A 19,003-nucleotide genomic window follows, 5' to 3' on the forward strand; every position below is an offset into this window, starting at 1 on the left:
TATCGGGCTGCGTACACCAGCCCTGGACGGGCGCCGTCTGCGTCATCCAGGGCTGGATCGATGACGGGATCGGGGCGAAAGGTGTGCCCCAGCGCGATGAACTGGTAGTTGCCGCGCCGGTCGGTGAAAACAGCCAGGCCGCCAGGCGTCAAGGCCACGTTGAACCAGTCGTTATCGGTGCGGGGTTGGTCCAGGTCCAGCTTGCCGGACCGTCTCAGTGCCAGCACGCTGCCTGCCAGGCTTTCCAGGTTCAGCACGCTGAGCTGGCGACCGTCCGCGCCATACAGCCGTAGCTCTCCGGTGGCTTCGACCTTGCTGAGGCCCTCGCCCAGGGGGACGGATCGCTTCATGGTGGCCAGCACGAACTGGCCGCCCGGCGCCAAACGCAGGTCCGGGGGGATGTCACCTAAGCCATGGCGGAATTCGGCCAGGCGCACGATGCGCGCACCCGTGCGCAGCGCCAGCGCTGCGCCCGTGCCGCGCTGATCGGGCAAGGCATAGGTCAACAGCACATTGCCTGCTGACCATTCGATGGCATTGGCCCAGGTCATCGCATCGGCTCCCGCCCAGGACTGAACCTGCGCGGCCATGGCTGCAGCCGGGTCCTCGTCCCGGGGCTGCACGGTCAGGCTTGCGTTGGCGGAGATGGCCAGACGGGGCGGTGCATCCAGGCTGCCTAGGTTGCGGGTCTGCTGCAGTGTCCATTGCGGCAGCTCGAATGTCAGCAACTGATACGGCTTGCGGCCATCGGCATCGGGATCCACATGGCTGCTGGCAACGATGTGGACCATTGCGGCAGTGCGATCCTGCGCATCGTCCGTGGCCACGGAGCGGGCCAGGCAACCGCCGGGGCGTACTCCCGGCTGTGCAAGCGCCGCAACGGCAGGGGGGCTGCCGCTGCGCTCGGACAGCTGGAAACTGCCCACTTTGGATCGCTGGACGAGGTCCAGGCGATCAACGGTGCCGTTGCAGTAAACGGTATAGAGATAGCGGTACGGGTCCTGGTCGTTCGACGAGGCGAAGCTGGCCGGCTTCGCCTCCCCGGACGAGGCCGCAGGACTGTCATTCGCATTGCGTGTGCATGCGGCGGACAGCAAAGCGCTGGCCAGCAGTACGCCAACGGTCGCGAAGCGGCGGGGAGTGGCATTCCAGGGCATGGCTAGAAGTCCTCGCGGGCAAGCACGTTGTCGACATAGTTGCGATCGCCCACGGCGCCGCGCTCGGCGGCGGGAATCCTTTCCCATTCGGCGCGGGCCGTATTGCCGTCGGCGCTGACCGTCACCCACAGTTGATCGCCCTGCATGCGTATGCGGTACTCATGCAGATTGTTGGCATAGCCGTTGAAGCCGCGCAGGGTGTCGAGTTCGAGCTGCTCGGCCGTGTAGTCCGGCAGTTCCACGGGAATGGCTGGCAATCCTTGTGCGGTTCGGGCCTGGTTCCAGGCTCTGACCAGACCTTTGAACCGCTCGCCCTTGCGCTGCTTGCCAGGATATGCCCTTGCGAAGGCCTCCTTTTCCAGGAAGAGCTTCCAGCCGCCGCGCACGTTGTCCTTCCAGTTCCAGGTCTGATTGGCAGTCGGTGCCGGTCGGGTGAGTTGGCACAGGCCCACGCCACCCAGGCCATCGCTGCTGTATTTCGGCCAATTGCCGGGTGTGCGGAATTGTTGCAGCGAGCTTTCCTGCCGCATTTTTTTTCGAAACACGATCCTGTCGGCGCCAATGCTGTTGGCAAAGGCACGGATGGCGGTGCTCGTGGGATTGGTGCCGACGATGGTCCAGGTGGCCCGCGCCCGGCGCTCCACACCGGCCGCCCGCATCGTGACCTGCACGGTCAGCAGGCCTCCACGGACTTCGGTGAACGGGATGCGCCAGCTCGGGCTGGCGCTGGTCTGCGGTGGCAGAGGGCTGTGTGCAGTGCTTCGGCCACTTCCATACGCTGTGTTGGTAGGCGGTGTGCCGCCTTCGAACGTCAGCGTGGCCGACCATTCGAAGATGGGCGTGCTCCCTGCAGGCAGCGCTTCGTTCTGCAGGACGGCAGTCACCGTGATGGTGGGCATTTGGGCATCGGCCGTGATGGCGAACTGCGGTCCTGCGGGCTGGCTGGTAATGGCAAGTGGCATGTTCAGGGGTCTCCGTAAGGCGATGGATGGCTGGGCCTAGCGCGATGCCTGCACAGCGCGGGCGCGTTCCAGATGGAGCACGGCGGCATCCAGCAGCGGGTCGCCGCCGGCCTGGACGGAGGCGGTGAAGGCCGCGTCCACGGGCACGCGCAGGCGCGGGGTCACGCCTTGGGCTTGTGCGGCGGGGTTGTTGCCGCCAGCGGGGCCGGTTTCTGCGAGCAGGGGGACTTGCACGATGAAGCCGGCCGGCAGGTGCACGCGCGTGGCGGGGCCGGTGGCGCCGGCCGTGGCGCTGGTGGCGACGATGTCGGCACGCTGGCTGTGCTGCAGCCAGGCGGCGAACAGTTCGCAGGGGCCTGCGCAGCCGGGGCCGGTGAGCACGGCAACGGGGGCCGTGAAGGGCGTGCCCGAGGCGGCCAGGGGCAGCTGGGCCGGCAGGCCCAGGCCGCCACGGCTGCGCCAGACGCGGGCGGCGGGGTCGAACAGGCGCTGGGCGGCGTCCTGCATGCGCAGCGGCTTGTCGCGCGTGTAGAGCGAGGCCAGCATGTGGGGCACCAACTGGTAGGCGTCGTCCCCCCGGTGGGCGCGCAGGTCGATGACCAGGCCCGTGACTCTGGCCTGGGTGGCGGCGGCCAGGGCGCCCTCCCAGCGGTTGAGCTGGCCGGTGGCGCCGTCGGCAAAGCTGTCGAGTGCGATGTAGGCCAGGTTGCCGCCCTGGGCACTGCGCAGCAGGAAGGACGCCAGGGCGGGCTCGGCCGCAGGCAGGGCCGTGGTGGCGGCGGGGGCGGCGTCCAGGCGCAGGGTCTGTTCCTGGTTGCTGGATGTGCCGCTGGATGTGCTGTTGGATGTGCCGGCTGCGGTGCGCAGGCTCAGCGTGGCGGGCGTGCCCAGGTCCAGCGCCAGCAGGTCGGCGCGGCGGGCTTCGGCACCGGCGCGCAGCGAGGCGGGGGCAATGCGGTCCAGGTAGCGGGCCGGGCTTTCGCCTTCGATGGCGAGGATGTCGCTGCCGGGCTGCAGGCCCGCCTTGGCGGCGGCTGAGCCTGGCGCCACGCTGGTGATGGCGATGCGGCCGTCCTCGCGCAGCCAGGTGCGCGGCATGGGCAGGTTGACGCTGCCGCGTGCCAGCAGCTGCGGGGACAGGCCCCGGTCTGTGCGGGCAGGCCAGGCCTGCCCGCCGGGCAGCAGAACGCGGTATTGGCCATCGCCCAGGCGCTGGCCCATTTCTGCCAGGGCCTGGGCCTGTGCGGCGCTGTCGCCGCGCTCGGCGGCGGTCTGCAGGCGCTGGCCGTAGTCGGCACGCAGCTTGCCGGCATCAAAGCCGCTGGCAGCGGCCAGCGGGTGGCGCTCGGCAATGAGGCCGATGAGGGCCTGGGCCGCATCGCCTGCGCCCAGGCGGGACAGATCGATGTCCTGCGCGGGCTGGACGGCGTGGAAGGCCAGGGCGATTTCCCGGGCGCGGTCGAAGCGCAGGCCCTGAGGCTCCAGCGTGACCACGGTGTAGCCGCGCGGCAGGGTGACCATGGGGTCGTCGGCGGTGAACAGGCGTCCGTCGGCGCCAAAGCCGGAAGGGAAGCGCTGCGTGGCATCGCTGGCCCAGACCAGCAGCTTGCCGCCCGTGGGCTCCAGGATGTCGCCGCTTTGGCGCGGCCATTCGGTGCGCACCGAGCTGGCGCGCAGCATGGCGTGCTGCTCTATGGCGTCCAGGCTGCGCCGGCCCGCGCGCTGGGGCACGTCGGCGTGGACGGACAGGGCGAAGATGCGCACGCCCCGGCCACCGGGGCGCGCGCGGCCGGTGGACAGGTCATAGGTCGTGCCGTCGGGGTCGCTGGGCAGTTCGATGGCCACGCCGGTGCTGTCGCCGCGCGGCAGGGCCAGCCATTGCGACTTGGCCGGCGCCACATGGGCGGCCTGGCGCTGCACGAGGTACGGCCCCTGGTCCATGAGCGCGACCACGGCCTGGCCGCGCCGGGCGCTGTCCGTCCAGGCGTCGCCCAGCACGGCCATGACGCGGCGTGGGCCGCCCTGGTCGTCCTGCACGGGGGCGGCGCCGGAGGGCGGCGACTGTGCCGCCTCTGGCTGGGCCTGGTTGCGATCCCACCAGGCACGGGCCTCGCTGGCGGCACCGGTGGCCGCGTTGGTGGCCGTGCTGGCCGCGCTGCGGCCGGCCTCCAGCGCCTGCTGCCCGGCCGTGGCGGCGCCCGAGGCCCGCTGCACGGTGTCGGCAGCCTGTCCGATGGCGCTCAGGTCCAGCGCATGTGCGGCCGGGGCGGCCAGCAGCGCGGCTGCAATCGCTGCCGTGGTGGCGCGTGGAAGACGGCGCCCGCTCATGCGGGCTCCGCAGCGCGGGTGCGCACGTCCAGCGTGAAGTCGTCGCCGCTGGCGCCGGCGTGCAGGCTTTGCAGTTCCTGGCCTTCCACGGTGGCCTGCAGGAAGTGGGTGGCCATGCGCGGCAGCAGGTTCTGGGTGAGGATGCCGTCCACCATGCGCGCGCCGGACTCGACCTCGCTGCAGCGGCGGCGCACCAGGTCCACGGCGGCTTCGTCGAAGCTGAACTGCGCGCCGTGGCGCTCTTCGATGCGCCGCTGTATGCGCAGCATCTGCAGCCGGATGATCTGCTCCAGCATGGCGTCGGAGATGGGGTAGTAGGGCACCACCGTCAGGCGGCCCAGCAGCGCGGCGGGGAAGGTCTGCAGCAGCGGCTGGCGCACGGCCTGGGCCAGGCCTTCCGGCGTGGGCGCCAGGTCCGGGTCGCGGCACATGTTGGCAATCAGGTCCGAGCCCACGTTGGAGGTCAGGATGATGACGGTGTTCTTGAAGTCGATGTAGCGGCCTTCGCCGTCTTCCATCCAGCCCTTGTCGAAGACCTGGAAGAACATTTCATGCACGTCGGAGTGGGCCTTTTCGATTTCGTCGAGCAGGACCACGCTGTAGGGGCGGCGGCGCACGGCCTCGGTGAGCACGCCGCCTTCGCCGTAGCCCACGTAGCCCGGTGGCGCGCCCTTGAGGGTGGAGACGGTGTGCGCCTCCTGGAACTCGCTCATGTTGATGGTGATGAGGTTTTGCTCGCCGCCGTACAGGGCTTCGGCCAGGGACAGCGCCGTCTCGGTCTTGCCCACGCCCGAGGGGCCGGCCAGCAGGAACACGCCGATGGGCTTGCCCGGGTCGTCCAGCCGCGCGCGCGAGGTCTGGATGCGGCGCGTGATGGCCTCCAGGCCATGGCGCTGCCCAATGACGCGCTTCTCCAGCGTGTCTGCCAGCGAGAGCACGGACTGCACCTCGTCACGCACCATGCGGCCCACGGGAATGCCGGTCCACTCGGCCACGACGGCGGCGACCACGCCGGCATCGACCACGGGCTGCAGCAGCGGGGCATCGCCCTGCAGCTCGGCGAGCTGGCGGCGCAGCGCTTCCAGCGCGGCCACGCTGGGGGGCTCGGCAGGTTCGGTTGCGGTGGCTTCGGCGGCCGTTTCCGGTGCCGCAGCGGACGGGGCTGCGGCGGCACCGGTGGAGAAGACGGGCGGCTTCAGGCCCATGAGGGCGGCCTCGGTTTCCAGGATGCGGCGGGCCAGCGCGCTTTCCTGGCCGAAGCGCTCGGCCAGCGTGGCCTGGCGGTCGCGCAGGCTGGCCAGGTCGGTTTCCAGCGCCTGCAGGCGCTCGGCCGTGGGCAGGCCGAGGGCGGCCTCGCGCAGCAGCACTTCCTGCTCCACGCCCAGGGCCTCGATGCGGCGCTGCACGGCTTCCAGCTGGGCGGGCGTGGCATGCAGGGCCATGGCCACGCGCGAGCAGGCCGTGTCCAGCAGGCTGACGGCCTTGTCGGGCAGCTGGCGCGAGGGAATGTAGCGGTGCGACAGGCTGACGGCCGCGGCCACCGCGTCGGCCGCAATGCGCACCTGGTGGTGGTTTTCCAGCTTGGCGGCCACGCCGCGCAGCATGTCCACGGCGCGGGGCTCGTCGGGCTCGTGCACCTGAACGAGCTGGAAGCGGCGGGTAAGGGCCGGGTCTTTTTCGATGTATTTCTTGTACTCGGCCCAGGTGGTGGCGCCGATGGTGCGCAGCGTGCCGCGCGCCAGGGCGGGCTTGAGCAGGTTGGCGGCATCGCCCGTGCCGGCCTGGCCGCCCGCGCCCACCAGGGTGTGGACTTCGTCGATGAAGAGCACGATGGGCGTGGTGCTGGACTGCACGGCGTCCAGCAGGCCGCGCAGGCGGTTCTCGAACTCGCCCTTCATGCTGGCGCCGGCCTGCAGCAGGCCCACGTCCAGCACGCGCAGCTCCACGCCCTGCAGCGGCGGCGGCACGTCGCCCTGGGCGATGCGCAGGGCCAGGCCTTCGACCACGGCGGTCTTGCCCACGCCGGCCTCGCCCACCAGGATGGGGTTGTTCTGGCGGCGGCGCAGCAGGATGTCCACCATCTGGCGCACTTCGTCGTCGCGGCCCGTGACCGGGTCCAGTTCGCCCGCCTTGGCGCGGGCCGTCAGGTCCACCGTGTATTGCTGCAGCGCGCCGCCCTGGCCGGGCGCGGTGCCCGTGGCCTGGCTGGCTTCGCCCGGCGTGCCTTCCAGCCCGCTGCCGTCGGCCGCGCGCATGCGTGCCTCGGGCGAGTCGGGCAGCAGGCGGGCGAAGGCATCGCTGAGCGCGGGCTCGGAAATCTTGTCGAATTCGCGCGAGATGGAGCGCAGCTCATTGGCCAGCGAGCGCGTGCGCACCATGCCCGACAGTAGATAGGCGCTGCGGATCTGGCTGTCGTTGAACATCAGCGTGGTATAGACCCAGCCGCGCTCGATGGCGGTCTCTATGTGCTCGGAGAAGTCGCTGATCGAGGTGGCGCCGCGCGGCAGCTGGTCCAGGCGGCGCAGCACATCGGCGGCCAGGCGGTCGGAGGCGATGTCGAAGTGGCGCAGGATGCGGATCAGGTCGCAGTCGTTTTCCTGCAGCAGCTGGTGCAGCCAGTGCACCAGCTCCACATAGGGATTGCCGCGCAGCTTGCAGAACACGGTGGCGCCTTCCAGCGACTTGAACAGCAGCGGGTTGAGCTTGCCGAAGAGGGATTGGCGGCTGATTTCTGTCATGGGTCTTGGGTGCGGAAAAAAGTGGATGAATGGGGGCCGGGCATGCCGGCTAGCGGAGGGGGCGGACTTCGACCTTGCGGCCCTTGGCCTGGCACTGCGCCAGCAGCCGGTCGACCCAGGCGCGTTCGACGAGGAAGCTGCTGCCGGTGATTTCCTCTGCCGTTTCACGGACGCCAGTGGCCAGGCGGATGGATTTGTTGCGCGCCATGCCTTCGCCGTGCTCCTCGGCCTCCTGCGGCGTGGCATGTGCCGGGGCCAACAGCGAGCCCAGGCTGAGAATCTCGCCGCCGTCTTGCCAGATCATCCAGACGAAGGGGCTTGGATCTTCGGGCGGCGCGGAGCGCTGCTGGACAAAGCAAAAGTGCTGACGCCTTCCCGCCAAGGAGGTGTCTGCGTACTGCAGCTTGAGTCGAAGGTAGGCGCGAAGTACGGCAGGCGAAGGGATGCTGGCCTTGACGGGACGTGAGAAGTCGTCAGGAGGGAGACCCTGGGAGGTTGCTGGCGCAGGGCTGCCGTTGTCTGCCGCAGCATTGGCCTGAGCCAGGACTGTTGCGGGCAGGGCCAGCGCGGCCACCAGACAGGCCATCCGGCACATCCGGCTGGGCGGCAACCAGGATTGGTGGAGATGCGGCATTCGGCTATCGGGCAGGAGCCACTTTGATGGTGCGGCCCTTGGCCTTGCACTGCGCCAGCAGCAGGTCCACCCAGGCACGCTCGACTAGGATGCTGCTGCCGGTCGTTTCCTGCGCCGTTTCACGAACGTCGGTCGCGAGGTGGATGGCCTTGGCTTCGGCCAAGGCATCGCCGTCCCATTGCGCTTCATCCAGCGATGGTTTGGCGGTGAAGCGGCGCTGCCCCAGATTGGCGATCTGGCCGCCTTCCAGCCAGACCATCCAGACCGATGAGCGCGCAGGGGTTACGGTGCGGTTGTGCTGTTGCACGAAGCAAAAGTGCTGCCTGCTCTGGGCTTTCTGGGTGTTGTTGGCTTCGTCCTTGGCTTGCAGATAGTTGCGAAGGGCCGCAACCGATGCCACGTAGTGAGAGGTCGGGCGCGAGAAGTCGGCGGCCGCGGCGGGCTTTGGTACGGCATCGGCTGTGTCTGCCGGTGCCGCAGCGCCAGCGTGCCAACTTGCGACTGCGAGGAGGGTCAGGCACGCTGCCCGTGCGAGACCGACCGAGACGCTGGCCGGCTTCGCAAGGGCAGGCATTGCGCAATGGCCGTGGTGGCTGGGGGAGCCCAATCGCTGGATGGCTTGTTGAAGTTCAGGCATGGGCTTCAGTCCTTCTTGCGCAAGCGGGTATGGGTGTAGAACGTGTTGCCAGACAGGGTCTTGTGTTCGCGGAATTCGGGGCCTGGCTGGGGAGCTTCGTTGGTTTTCCAACCGAAGAGCCCTGTGGACGTGGGGTCCGGGGGCACTGGCGCCTGGGCGATGTCGATGGCGGCCTGCACAAAATCCAGATAGGCCTTGCGCTGCGGGTGAAGGCCGTTGTTGGCGTTCTGGAGATACTTTTGAAGGTTTCCTGCCATTTCGGATGGCAGCGTGGGATACAGGTTGAACCCGTGGAACTGGACCGATCCACGGTCGTTTGCCATGACGATGTCTTTTTCGCTGGTGGCGCCACGTGCCATGAAATCCCCGGGATTCGGGCTCTTGAGGCGGTTTTCGATCACGCGCCGCATCCATTGCATGGAAGTCCGAATGTCTTCAATTCGCCAGCTTGAGCCACCGAGTGCGGGCGAGGTGTTCTCCGCCAGGAACAGCCTTGCCAGCATCCCCTCCGTCGTGCTCTCCGCAGGCAGCGAAATGCTTTTCTCCACCTGCACGGTGATGGCTGCGGGCATGACGCTGAGCCCGGTTCCCTGCACCGCCACGATGCTGAGCTTGGTGAGCCCGGGCTGCTGCGCCACGAAGTCGAATTGCCAGCTGTCGGCGCGGGCGTTGTGTACGGGGGGCTGGGCCGCAAGAATGCTGGGCGCATCGATCCTGGCGCCCAGCTTGTAGGTCTTGGCGACGGCCTCGATCTTGACGCGCAGGCGGTTGCCTTCGACCAGCGTCAGCGTGGAAGGGACCGGGGCGTTGTGCGGGAACTTGATCTGTACGGTGGGCATGTGTGCGAGCAGGGAAGTGGTGATTCAGTGGTTCGGGGATTCAGTGGTTCGAGGGCTGGGGCCGGGGCGCCGGCCCCGCACGGGCTGGCGGCGCTGGCGCAGCCAGGCTTCGGGGTCCAGGCGGAAGTCGCGCGCGTCCTGGGCGGGCTCGGCGTGGGTGAGCCAGGTGGTCCAGCCCAGCTGGGTGCTGCTGCCCAGTCGGGCGGCAGGCACTTCCTGGCGGCGCAGCACCAGCACGTAGTCCCAGGCGAATTCGATGCCCAGGTAGTTGCGCACCCAGTCCACCAGGGTCTGGAACAGTGCGGCCTGGGGCAGCAGCTGCCGGTATTGCTCCAGGCCCAGCGGGCCGAGCACCAGGCGGAACTTGCTTTGCGCATCGGGCACGCGCGAGCCCACGACGGCGTCCACGCCCAGGCGCGAGTTGCAGGGGCGGCCCTGCAGCCGGGTCTGTTGCTCGGGCTCCAGTTCCAGGTGGTGCAGGCAGTTTTCTTCCAGCTTCACGGGAATCTGGAAGTAGTGCGACAGGGCCTGGCACAGGCCTTCGGGGTTGCGCGTCCAGCGGGTCAGATGGCCGGCCATGAAGCGCTTGGCGTGGTCGGGCACGTCGTCGCGCGCGCGCTGGCTGGGCAGGCCGGCGCCTATGAAACTGTCTATGTAGCGGCCAAAGGGGTCTTCGCCCGGCCGGTCCAGCGATGCGGTGGGCTGTGCGTCCGACCAGGCGCGGAACAGCAGCAGCAGCATGCGGTGGTGAAAGATGTCGGAAAAGCGTGCCAGCGTGGCGTCGTCATGCTGGCGCAGGCGCTCGCGCACGTATTCGGTGATGTGCGTGGGCAGCGGGCCGTTGGGGCCGTAGAGGCCGAAGTTCCAGACCGTCATGCGCTCGGGCTCGCCGGCGCGCGAGGGCAGGATTTCGGCAATGGTGGCGGGGGCGAAGGCCAGCGACGGGTCCTGGCCCAGGCGCAGCGGCTCGTCCTTGGGGCGCGTGGCCTGGCCCAGGCGCGGCAGCGCGGGATGGCGTGCCTGCAGGTAGCGCAGGCTGTGCATCAGGTCGAACTGGTAGGGCTTGGCGCTCAGGCGCTGCCAGAACAGGCGCGCCCGGGCGTCGTCGGGCCCGGCGGCCTGCACGGGCGCCGGCACTGGAGCCGGAGCCGCAGGCTGGAGGTGTTCCGGTTCGGGCAGGGGGGCGTGGGCGGCGTTGCTCATATGCCGGGCCTTTGTCCGGGGCGCGGAGTCCAGCGCGCGACGGGGCCGCGCTGGCGCGAGTGCAGCTGCAGCTCGGTGAAGCTGTTGACGCCCACATGGCGGGCGAAGAATCGCTCCAGCACATTGGACAGGGGCCAGGGGCTGACACCGGCCATGGCCGGCTCGTCCACGCTCAGGTGTACGCCCACGCCGCGGCCGTAGACCAGCTGGCGGTGCTGGGGCAGGCGGCGCGTGATGGGTTCGATGCGCATGCCCTGGATGGCGGCGATCTGCCCGGCCAGCTGGTGGTTGCCCAGGTCCAGGTACAGGCGCAGCAGCTCCTGCAGCGTGGCCGCGCCTTCCTCGTCGGACAGATCGGTCATGGCCAGGTAGTTCAGGCTCAGGTGGGAGATCAATCGCCAGGTCAGGCCTCCGTCGGCCACGGCGGGGATGGGCGCGCTGGGGCCGGCGATGGCGCGGGCCCATTCCACGGGTGCCGATTCCTGCAGCGCAAAGTCGCCGCCCGGCTGGTTGACGCGCATGAGCAGGGGCAGGTCGCGGTTGGTGCACAGGGTGTGCATGGACAGCTGCTTGAGGTCGTCGGAGAACGGGGCCTCGCGCTGGTCCACCAGGGAGATGAAGACTTCCGAGCCCAGGTACTGCGTGCGCGGGCCGCTGCGCAGGCTGCGCTCGGAAAACAGCCGGGGCTCGCGCCGCGTGGTGAAGTAGGCCTGCTCGGTGGAGTGCAGGCCGTGCGTGGATGCGTACAGCGGCGCGAATTCGCGGTCCTGGGTCTTGCCTTCGTGGTGGCCGGTGACGGCCTGCACGCCGTAGACCTCGAAGTCCAGCGGCCGCGTGCGGTCGGGAATGACGTGGTACTCGTGCACGTTGGAGGCCACATGCAGGCGGTCCGCCGTGTACTCGAACAGGTTGATGGCCGGAATGCAGTGCATCAGCAGCTTGGCCGCGTCGATCTGCGGCTCCAGCGTGGGCGCGGCGCGGCGCAGCAGCACGGTGATGCCCACGCCGTCATGGGCAATGCGGCGCATGCTGCGCGACAGGCCGTTGATCGAGAAGAACCGCTGCCGCGCGGGAAACGCAAAGTACTCGTGCAGCAGACGGTGGCCCTGGAAGGCGCGGTGCGAATAGGGAATCAGCGCCTGCTCGCTGTCATGGCCTTCGGCGCGCAGTGCATCGGGCTGGAGCACGTCCCAGACCTGGCGCGGGTCCTGCGGGTGGTGGACCACGATGGCCAGCGTCTGCGTATGGATGAGCTCCTGCAGGTGGGAGGCGACGACATCGCCCGCATGGATGTAGACCCACAGCTGGTCCATCGCCAGCTGCATGCACTGCGAGGCGTCCAGCGTGGCCAGCTGCAGGCGCAGGTGGCCGCCGGCCTCGCCCAGCTGGGGCACGAGGGCATGGGGCAGGTCCAGCGCCGGGCCGCCCAGGCGCGCCTGGCGTATCTCCAGCGGCCACAGCGTCAGCGGCCCGCCGGTGCGGAATTCGCAGATGGTCTGCTCTTCCTGTGACTTGTGGGTGCGCAGCACGCTGCCAGAGGGCAGGGTGAAGCCGTCCACGAGGTTGCCTTCCTTGGCGCTGGGCTTGAGCTGGACTACCACCATGGATGGCGTGGGCGCCAGGTAGTGGGGGCAGACCATCTCCATCATGCGCTGGGACAGGCGCGGAAACTCCGCATCCATCTTCAGCTGGATGCGCGCGCTCAGAAAGCTGAAGCCTTCCAGCAGGCGCTCCACATAGGGGTCGGCCACATCGGTGTCGTGCAGGGAAAGGCGGCCCGCCACCTTGGGGAAGGCGGCGGCGAACTCGGCGCCCAGCTCGCGCAGATAGGCCAGTTCGCGGTTGTAGTACTCGACGAGGCGGGGATTCATGGTGTGTGTGGCGGCGTCCGGGCTCAGGCCCTGAGGTTTTGCAGCGAGACCTGGCCGGTCTCCAGGTCCAGGCTGGTCTTGAGCAGCAGCTCCAGCGGATAGGGCATGGACCAGAACTGGCAGCGGATCTCGAACTGCAGCGTGTTGTGGTGGTTGAGCTGCTCGGTGGAGGCCAGCAGCGTCACGGCCAGCGTCTTGGGCAGGATGCGCGGCTCGAAGGCCAGGATGCTTTCGCGGATGCTGCGCTCCACATGGCTCCAGTCCAGCTCGGACAGCAGCTGGCCGGCCAGCGGCGGCATGCCGTAGTTGATGACCGAACGCTGCACATGCTCCAGCCCCTCCATCTCCACGTGGTCCCAGGCATCGCGCGCATTGAGCAGCCAGCCCAGGTCGCGCAGCAGGGCCTCGCGCAGGCGGGATTCGTTCACGAAGACCGCATCGGGCCGCTCGGTGCGCAGATGGGGCTCATGGTCGGTCAGCCGGTCCAGCAGGGCGGGCTGCAGCCGGTCCTTGGCTGCGGTCGCCTGGTTCTGGCGCGTGCGCAGCGTGGGCATGGGGTTCAGGGGACTGGGGCGCATGGCTTGTTTCTTCAGGAACCGGCCGGCCGGGCAGCCGCCAGGGGGTTCACGGGCTCCTTCGCCTTCAAAGCCGGGTCTTGGCGGCAGGCGGAAAGAGGGCGCGAACGGGCAGAGAAGATCTGAACGATCTGCTCCTTGTCATCGGTGAACACCTTCATGCAGGCGCAGCCATAGCCGTGGCTGCCATGGCCGGTATGCACCCAGTCACGGTTTGCAAAGCGGGGCCAGTCGCCCTGGGCCTGGTGGCCGCCCTGCACGCCAACGGTCCAGTCGGTATCGCGATCGGTCAGCGATGCATTGGCGGGCGTGGGGTTGTCGAACCAGCCGCAGCGCAGGGTGCCGGGCGTGGCGGCAACGGCAGCCCAGGGGCTCAGACATGCCATCGCAAGGACGAATGCCGCGATCAGGCGTGGCTGCTGGAACTGCGGCATTTCAATGCGCATCGCGGCCCCCTTCGGAAGCGGTTGCCGCCGGGGTGGTTGCGGCGCCGGCCAGCAGCGCCTGCTCATTCACCCATTCCCGGCTTTTGCCGCGCACGCACCATGCGGGGTTGCTGACCCAGTCGGTGAAGTACATGCTGGGATGGCCTTGAAGGATGTTGCAGCGCTCGTATCCCATCCGGGGCATGGCGTAGTGCTGCAGTGGCGCAACCACCAGAAAGGACACGGCAATGGAGAGCACATTGATGGCGAGGACGCCCATCAGTGCGTACTCCACCTTCTTGAGCACGGTCTTGCTGCAGGGAATGGCATTGGCGATGACCGCTGCAACCATCACCAGCGGGAAGGCCAGCGCTGTGATGGCCAGTGGCGACAGCGGCGTGATCCTGACGGCGGGCGCGCGATCGAGCAGGCCCCGGATGTCGGGCGCAATCTCCGCCAGCACCAGGTACGCATTGGCCGCGAGCAGGGCCATGCCAAGGGGGATGGCCCAGATGGCGTTCCTGCGGTTCTGGCGGACGCGGTCTTGCATGGAGTATTCGGTCCCTGTCACTTCTGACGGTTGATGCTGCACAAGAGGCCGGTACTGCCGGGGCCGGGCGCGCAGGCGATGTCACCGTCGGGCTGCTGGCCGTTGTCCTGGTTCAGCTTCTTCCATTCGGGCGACTGGGTGTTGACGCGGTACAGGCCTTGGGGCGTGTCATCGGTCAGGGATTTCAGGGCGGAAATCACCTTTTGCTTGATCTGCCATTTCTGGTCGGCTGCATTCAGCGCCATGCCTGTGACCAGCACGGCCACGGCCATGGCGGCCAGCGGGAGCACGGCCACGGCGGTGGCGCCAGCCACGGCAGCGCCTATGCCAAGGCCCACCATGGTGGCCAGGCCGGCCTTGACGGCCTCCACGCCAATGCCGCCGACCAGGTCGTGCATGGTCTTTTCGTCGTTGAACATGAAGTCCAGCGACTCGATGAGGCTGGAGACCACCACGCCCAGGATGAAGCCGCCCCTGGCCACGTTCTGCAGCCCGCGCATGCCCAGGCCCATCTGCACCATGCGCGGGTTGGAGGCCAGGTAGCGCGTGCCGCGCAGCAGGTGGCCGCGCAGGCCCGCATGGCCCCTGATGATGATGTAGGTGCCGCTGGACGTGGTCTTGACGTAGGAGCCCACGCCGGCCATGCCCAGGGCCTGCAGGGTTCTGGCGATCATGTAGGCATCCATGGAGCCCAGGGCCGCAGGCGCGACCCAGGGCTCGCCCACGTTGGGGCTCATCACCTTGGTCCAGTACTCGCCCAGCGGCGTCTGCGCCAGGATGGCGTGCAGCCGGGAGGCGAGCCGCGGGTCGATGCGTGCCTTGTCCGCGAGGATGCCCAGGTACTCCAGGGGCGTGAGCACCAGGACATCCAGCTGGCGCCGTTCCATCTCATCAGCGATGGACTTGGCGTAGTTGACTTGGAAGAGGGTGAAGGCAATCGATGCGGACATTGTGGGCAGGTGTCTGGTCTTGCGGGTGATGAAAAAGGGGCGGGGTATCAGGCAGCGGTGCTCAGCGTGAGCTGGCGCACCTGCAGCATGGGAAAGTCCTCGGAGTCGGTGACCCAGGTGCGCTGGCCGTGGCCGGCGACGTGGCCCGAGGATTCGTCAGGATCGGAGGCATCTGTGTCCAGCGGGCTCCACTGCGTGCGGCGCGACATGCGGACGGCGTCGTCATCGCCGGGCACCAGCGGATAGCGCGCAGGCATGAAGCCCTGCAGCGCGCCGCCCTCGCGCAGCGTGACCTCGCAGGGCAGCCAGATCAGGTCGCGCAGGTCCTGCACGGGCTCGAAGCCGATCTGTGCAATGGCGTCGAAGGGCAGCCAGTAGTAGCTGCCGTGGGCCAGCAGCTCGCAGACGGGGCCCAGGCGGGTATCGCTGTCGGCCAGCCATTCGAAGCGGTGCTCGCCCATGTGGCCGGCCGTGGCGGGCGCCTCGTCCAGGGCGCGGGCGCGCAGGTCCTGGGCAGCTGCTCCTTCATGGGCCAGGGCGTCGATCAGGCAGGCCAGCCATTGCGCGGGCTCGCCCATGAGAAAGGGCTTTTTCTTGCCGGCGAAGACCTCGGCGCGCAGCACTTCGCAGCGGATGGCCTCGCGGTAGGCGCGCGCCATGGGCTCGCACGACGGGTCGAGCTGGGCGCACAGCTGCAGCTGCTCCAGCGCCTTTTGCCATTCGCCCAGCACGCACAGCAGCTGGAAGTAGTAGACGCGCAGGGGCGCCGAGGCCGGGGCTTGGCGGATCTGGTCCTTCAGGGCCTTGAGTTGCTCGTCCAGGGAAAGCTGTGAGGTGAAGCTGGGCAGGGGCATGGTGAAAACGCAGGAAAAAGAGAGGGGCGGGGTGCGGCTGCGCCCCGGTCAGTCGTCGTAGGAGCGGCAGCCCCAGCGCACGGCGTCGGGCGCCTCGCCGGCCACATGGCCGATGACGATGCGCGGTGGCGTCTCGTCCAGGCCCTTTCTGAGCGGCATGGCGCGTGCGTACTGGGCGGGCAGCTCGCCGAAACCTTCCAGGTTCCAGCTGCTGCGCGCCTGTGGCCGGGCCTTGGTGCGCTGGACCAGGGCCTGCAGGCTGCCCGTGGCGCGCGCCGCGACAATGCTGCCGCTGCCGCCGCGCACGGTGATGGAGGACACCTGCGTGCCATCGATCTCCAACGGCGTGGCAAACAGATAAAGCAGGTCCAGGCTTTCGCCGGGCGCGCGGTCCACCACGGTCACGCCCTGGGCGCGCAGGCGCTGGGCCAGCGCTTCGTCGCGGCCATCGGGAAACTCGATGCGGCAATGCAGGGCGTCGGTGAACAGGGTGGTGATGTCCGCTGCCGCGGCAGGGGCGGCCTGCACCGTGGCGCAGGCCGTGCCGGCCAGCAGCAGGGTGAAGAAAGCTTTGGAACAGGCGTTCATGGCGTGGCTCAATGGGCGCATCAGGGATGGCGGTAGATCTTGAAAGCGGGCTTGTGGGTGCGGTAGCCGGGGCCTGCCCAGAAACCGTTCTGCTTGAAGTCCGAGATCCAGACGCTTCCGTCGAACATCTGCATGTGGCCGGCGGGCGATGAGGTGAAGCCCTGCATCACCGCCACATCGCCTTTCTTGTAGCCACCTTCGGGCATGGCGTCGTAGCGTGTGAAGCCGGCGGCCACCAGGCTGGTGCCGTAGTCCTTGGCATCGCGCGTGCGCTGCAGTGCGATGCCGCCAGCGCCGATCGCATCGCGCACATAGCGCGCGCAGTAGCCGGCGGAGCTGGCGCGGGCATTGGTCTGCAGGGTGGCGACGGCGTTGTCTACATTCCAGGGCATGAAAAGCCTCTCTGAGTTGGGTCCTGGAGGGGAAAGCTTCTCCAGGCCTGTTTCTTGTTATGGGGCCTGGCCCTGGTGCGAGCGTGTCGGCACCAGGAGCCAGGTGGGCGGGCAGTCTTACTTCGCGCCCTGCTTCACGGAAGGCAGCTTGGACACCAGGCGCAGCGACACGGTCAGGCCTTCCAGCTGGTAGTGGGGGCGCAGGAAGAACTTGGAGGTGTAGTAGCCGGGGTTGCCCTCGACTTCCTGCACCTGCACCTCGGCGGCGGCCAGGGGCTTGCGGGCCTTGGTCTCCTGCGAGGAGTTGGCCGGGTCGCCGTCCACGTAGTTCATGATCCAGTCGTTGAGCCAGCGCTCCATGTCGGTGCGCTCGCGGAAGGAGCCGATCTTGTCGCGCACGATGCACTTGAGGTAGTGCGCGAAGCGGCAGCAGGCGAACATGTAGGGCAGGCGCGCCGACAGGTTGGCATTGGCCGTGGCGTCGGAGTCGTAGTACTCGGCGGGCTTGGCCAGCGACTGGGCGCCGATGAAGGCGGCCACGTCCGAGTTCTTGCGGTGCACCAGGGGCATGAAGCCGTTCTTGGCGAGCTCGGCCTCGCGGCGGTCGCTGATGGCGATTTCCGTGGGGCACTTCATGTCCACGCCACCATCGTCGGTGGGGAAGGTGTGGGCCGGCAGGTTGTCCACCGCGCCGCCCGATTCCACGCCGCGGATGGAGGTGCACCAGCCGTAGTACTTGAACGAGCGGTTGATGTTGACCGCCATGGCGTAGGCCGAGTTGGCCCAGCAGTACTTGCCGTGGTCGCCGCTGTCGGTTTCTTCCTCGAAGTCGAATTCATCGACCGGGTTGGTGCGCGCGCCGTAGGGCAGGCGTGCCAGGAAGCGGGGCATGGCCAGGCCGATGTACTTGGCGTCGTCGGACTCGCGCAGGCTGCGCCAGGCGGCGTACTCGGTGTTGGTGAAGATCTTGGTCAGGTCGCGCGGGTTGGCCAGCTCCTGCCAGGATTCCATCTGCATGATGGCAGGCGCCGCGCCCGAGATGAAGGGGCAGTGGGCCGCTGCGGCCACCTTGGCCATTTCACCGAGCAGCTCCACGTCCGGCGGGCTGTGGTCGAAGTGGTAGTCGCCCACCAGGCAGCCGAAGGGCTCGCCGCCGAACTGGCCGTACTCCTCTTCGTACACCTTCTTGAAGACGGGGCTCTGGTCCCAGCCCACGCCCTTGAAGCGGCGCATGTTGCGGTGCAGCTCCTTCTTGGAGATGTTCATGACGCGGATCTTGAGCATCTCGTCCACCTCGGTGTTGGTCACCAGGTGGTGCAGGCCGCGCCAGGCGCCTTCGAGCTTCTGGTAGTCATCGTGGTGGATGATGCGGTTGATCTGCTCGGACAGCTTGCGGTCGATCTCGGCAATGATGGCCTGCACCGTCTGGTAGGCATCGTTGGACAGCGTGATCGCCGAGCCCAGGGCCTGCTGGGCCAGCGTCTGCACGGCCGCTTCCACGGCTTCGCGGGCCTGGTCGGTCTTGGGCTTGAATTCCTTTTGCAGCAGGCTGCCGAATTCGCTGCCGGCCAGCGCCTGGGTCGATTGTTCGAGTTGGGTTGCGGTATTCATGACGTGCTTGCCTTCCTGATGTGCTGCCTCAAGCCTCGGATGCAGGGCCCGAGGCCTGCGGGGCAGTGATGTTGGGCGCGGCGGCCAGCGACTTGAGCAGCGCAGGGTCCTTGAGCACCTTGCCGATCAGCTCCTCGGCGCCCTGCTTGCCGTCCATGTAGGACAGCAGGTTGTGCAGCTGGGTGCGTGCCTCCAGCAGCGAGTTGAGCGCGCCCACGCGCCGCGCGATGGCGGCGGGGGAGAAGTCCTCCATGCTCTCGAAGCTCAGGTCGATGTTGAGCTTGCCCTCGCCCGTCAGCGTGTTGTCCACCTGGAAGGCGACGCGGGGCTTGATGGACTTCATGCGCGCATCGAAGTTGTCGATGTCGATTTCCAGGAACTTGCGGTCGGCGATTTCGGGCAGCGGATCGACGGGCTTGCCCGACAGATCGGCCAGCACGCCCATCACGAAGGGGATCTGCACCTTCTTTTCCGAGCCGTAGATCTCGACGTCGTACTCGATCTGCACGCGCGGCGCACGGTTGCGCGCGATGAATTTCTGACCACTCTTGCCGGTTTTGGTGAGCGACATGCGGGTGTTCCTTTCAAGAAAAAAATAGGTCGCAGAAGTAAAAAGCCTGGAGTCCCGCCTTGCGGCGGACCGAAGGGCTGAGGGCGCAAGAGGCCGTGTGGAAACAGGTGGTTGGGGT

18 protein-coding genes are annotated in these 19,003 nt (G+C 68.1%); all 18 read right to left on the reverse strand.

Annotation, left to right across the window (positions count from 1 at the left end; translation table 11 throughout):
- A partial coding sequence (locus INR38_RS12790) for a hypothetical protein (RefSeq protein ID WP_207444515.1) occupies positions 1-1,157 on the reverse strand: 1,157 nt, incomplete at its 3' end.
- A gap of 2 nt (positions 1,158-1,159) precedes the next feature.
- On the reverse strand, positions 1,160-2,056 hold the full coding sequence (locus INR38_RS12795; RefSeq protein WP_223275298.1) for a hypothetical protein: 897 nt from the start codon (positions 2,054-2,056) through the stop codon (positions 1,160-1,162).
- 99 nt (positions 2,057-2,155) lie between these two features.
- Positions 2,156-4,447, reverse strand: coding sequence for a S41 family peptidase (locus INR38_RS12800; RefSeq protein ID WP_207444516.1), 2,292 nt, complete (start codon positions 4,445-4,447; stop codon positions 2,156-2,158).
- The gene (gene tssH, locus INR38_RS12805) at positions 4,444-7,185 is read right to left on the reverse strand and encodes a type VI secretion system ATPase TssH (protein ID WP_207444517.1); all 2,742 of its coding nucleotides are present in this window, start codon (positions 7,183-7,185) and stop codon (positions 4,444-4,446) included. The genes INR38_RS12800 and tssH overlap by 4 nt, the downstream gene beginning before the upstream one ends.
- 49 nt (positions 7,186-7,234) lie before the next feature.
- Positions 7,235-7,819, reverse strand: coding sequence for a hypothetical protein (locus tag INR38_RS12810; RefSeq protein ID WP_232245180.1), 585 nt, complete (start codon positions 7,817-7,819; stop codon positions 7,235-7,237).
- Between the two features lie 4 nt (positions 7,820-7,823).
- Positions 7,824-8,456 carry a hypothetical protein gene (locus tag INR38_RS12815; RefSeq protein ID WP_207444518.1) on the reverse strand — a complete coding sequence of 211 codons (633 nt, stop codon included), beginning with the start codon at positions 8,454-8,456 and terminating at the stop codon, positions 7,824-7,826.
- Positions 8,457-8,461: 5 nt separating this feature from the next.
- A complete protein-coding gene (locus INR38_RS12820; RefSeq protein ID WP_043823020.1) occupies positions 8,462-9,295 on the reverse strand; it encodes a hypothetical protein in 834 nt (277 codons plus the stop codon).
- Between the two features lie 24 nt (positions 9,296-9,319).
- Entirely contained in the window at positions 9,320-10,498 is a 1,179-nt protein-coding gene (tssG, locus tag INR38_RS12825) for a type VI secretion system baseplate subunit TssG (RefSeq protein ID WP_207444519.1), read from the reverse strand.
- Complete coding sequence (tssF, locus tag INR38_RS12830) at positions 10,495-12,369, reverse strand: type VI secretion system baseplate subunit TssF (protein ID WP_012205684.1); 1,875 nt, start codon at positions 12,367-12,369, stop codon at positions 10,495-10,497. The genes tssG and tssF overlap by 4 nt, the downstream gene beginning before the upstream one ends.
- A gap of 23 nt (positions 12,370-12,392) precedes the next feature.
- On the reverse strand, positions 12,393-12,947 hold the full coding sequence (tssE, locus tag INR38_RS12835) for a type VI secretion system baseplate subunit TssE (protein ID WP_012205683.1): 555 nt from the start codon (positions 12,945-12,947) through the stop codon (positions 12,393-12,395).
- Between the two features lie 11 nt (positions 12,948-12,958).
- Positions 12,959-13,390: a DUF4087 domain-containing protein gene (locus tag INR38_RS12840; RefSeq protein ID WP_207444520.1), complete on the reverse strand. Its 432-nt coding sequence runs from the start codon at positions 13,388-13,390 to the stop codon at positions 12,959-12,961.
- Positions 13,380-13,919, reverse strand: a complete 540-nt coding sequence (locus tag INR38_RS12845) for a hypothetical protein (protein ID WP_097202323.1) — start codon at positions 13,917-13,919, stop codon at positions 13,380-13,382. Before INR38_RS12845 ends, INR38_RS12840 begins: the two co-directional genes overlap by 11 nt.
- Before the next feature lie 17 nt (positions 13,920-13,936).
- Positions 13,937-14,869: a hypothetical protein gene (locus INR38_RS12850; RefSeq protein WP_043823013.1), complete on the reverse strand. Its 933-nt coding sequence runs from the start codon at positions 14,867-14,869 to the stop codon at positions 13,937-13,939.
- A 47-nt stretch (positions 14,870-14,916) separates the two neighbouring features.
- Complete coding sequence (locus INR38_RS12855; protein ID WP_207444521.1) at positions 14,917-15,723, reverse strand: type VI secretion system accessory protein TagJ; 807 nt, start codon at positions 15,721-15,723, stop codon at positions 14,917-14,919.
- A gap of 48 nt (positions 15,724-15,771) precedes the next feature.
- On the reverse strand, positions 15,772-16,311 hold the full coding sequence (locus INR38_RS12860; protein ID WP_238004147.1) for a hypothetical protein: 540 nt from the start codon (positions 16,309-16,311) through the stop codon (positions 15,772-15,774).
- Between the two features lie 20 nt (positions 16,312-16,331).
- On the reverse strand, positions 16,332-16,703 hold the full coding sequence (locus INR38_RS12865; protein ID WP_013802359.1) for a hypothetical protein: 372 nt from the start codon (positions 16,701-16,703) through the stop codon (positions 16,332-16,334).
- A gap of 117 nt (positions 16,704-16,820) precedes the next feature.
- Positions 16,821-18,314 carry a type VI secretion system contractile sheath large subunit gene (tssC, locus tag INR38_RS12870; RefSeq protein ID WP_012205676.1) on the reverse strand — a complete coding sequence of 498 codons (1,494 nt, stop codon included), beginning with the start codon at positions 18,312-18,314 and terminating at the stop codon, positions 16,821-16,823.
- Between the two features lie 28 nt (positions 18,315-18,342).
- Positions 18,343-18,885 carry a type VI secretion system contractile sheath small subunit gene (tssB, locus tag INR38_RS12875; RefSeq protein WP_012205675.1) on the reverse strand — a complete coding sequence of 181 codons (543 nt, stop codon included), beginning with the start codon at positions 18,883-18,885 and terminating at the stop codon, positions 18,343-18,345.
- Positions 18,886-19,003: the final 118 nt, after the last annotated feature.

Source organism: Delftia sp. SD018 (assembly GCF_017355445.1).
Classification (GTDB): domain Bacteria; phylum Pseudomonadota; class Gammaproteobacteria; order Burkholderiales; family Burkholderiaceae_C; genus Comamonas; species Comamonas acidovorans.

Excerpts from the sequence above, each read along its gene's own strand:
- INR38_RS12845 (WP_097202323.1), bottom strand. The coding sequence starts at position 13,919 with ATGCAAGACCGCGTCCGCCAGAACCGCAGGAACGCCATCTGGGCCATC.
- tssH (WP_207444517.1), bottom strand. The coding sequence starts at position 7,185 with ATGACAGAAATCAGCCGCCAATCCCTCTTCGGCAAGCTCAACCCGCTG.
- INR38_RS12865 (WP_013802359.1), bottom strand. The coding sequence starts at position 16,703 with ATGCCCTGGAATGTAGACAACGCCGTCGCCACCCTGCAGACCAATGCC.
- tssE (WP_012205683.1), bottom strand. The coding sequence starts at position 12,947 with ATGCGCCCCAGTCCCCTGAACCCCATGCCCACGCTGCGCACGCGCCAG.
- INR38_RS12860 (WP_238004147.1), bottom strand. The coding sequence starts at position 16,311 with ATGAACGCCTGTTCCAAAGCTTTCTTCACCCTGCTGCTGGCCGGCACG.
- INR38_RS12850 (WP_043823013.1), bottom strand. The coding sequence starts at position 14,869 with ATGTCCGCATCGATTGCCTTCACCCTCTTCCAAGTCAACTACGCCAAG.
- INR38_RS12815 (WP_207444518.1), bottom strand. The coding sequence starts at position 8,456 with ATGCCTGAACTTCAACAAGCCATCCAGCGATTGGGCTCCCCCAGCCAC.
- INR38_RS12840 (WP_207444520.1), bottom strand. The coding sequence starts at position 13,390 with ATGCGCATTGAAATGCCGCAGTTCCAGCAGCCACGCCTGATCGCGGCA.
- tssG (WP_207444519.1), bottom strand. The coding sequence starts at position 10,498 with ATGAGCAACGCCGCCCACGCCCCCCTGCCCGAACCGGAACACCTCCAG.
- INR38_RS12795 (WP_223275298.1), bottom strand. The coding sequence starts at position 2,056 with ATGCCCACCATCACGGTGACTGCCGTCCTGCAGAACGAAGCGCTGCCT.
- tssF (WP_012205684.1), bottom strand. The coding sequence starts at position 12,369 with ATGAATCCCCGCCTCGTCGAGTACTACAACCGCGAACTGGCCTATCTG.
- INR38_RS12855 (WP_207444521.1), bottom strand. The coding sequence starts at position 15,723 with ATGCCCCTGCCCAGCTTCACCTCACAGCTTTCCCTGGACGAGCAACTC.
- INR38_RS12810 (WP_232245180.1), bottom strand. The coding sequence starts at position 7,819 with ATGCCGCATCTCCACCAATCCTGGTTGCCGCCCAGCCGGATGTGCCGG.
- INR38_RS12800 (WP_207444516.1), bottom strand. The coding sequence starts at position 4,447 with ATGAGCGGGCGCCGTCTTCCACGCGCCACCACGGCAGCGATTGCAGCC.
- tssC (WP_012205676.1), bottom strand. The coding sequence starts at position 18,314 with ATGAATACCGCAACCCAACTCGAACAATCGACCCAGGCGCTGGCCGGC.
- tssB (WP_012205675.1), bottom strand. The coding sequence starts at position 18,885 with ATGTCGCTCACCAAAACCGGCAAGAGTGGTCAGAAATTCATCGCGCGC.
- INR38_RS12820 (WP_043823020.1), bottom strand. The coding sequence starts at position 9,295 with ATGCCCACCGTACAGATCAAGTTCCCGCACAACGCCCCGGTCCCTTCC.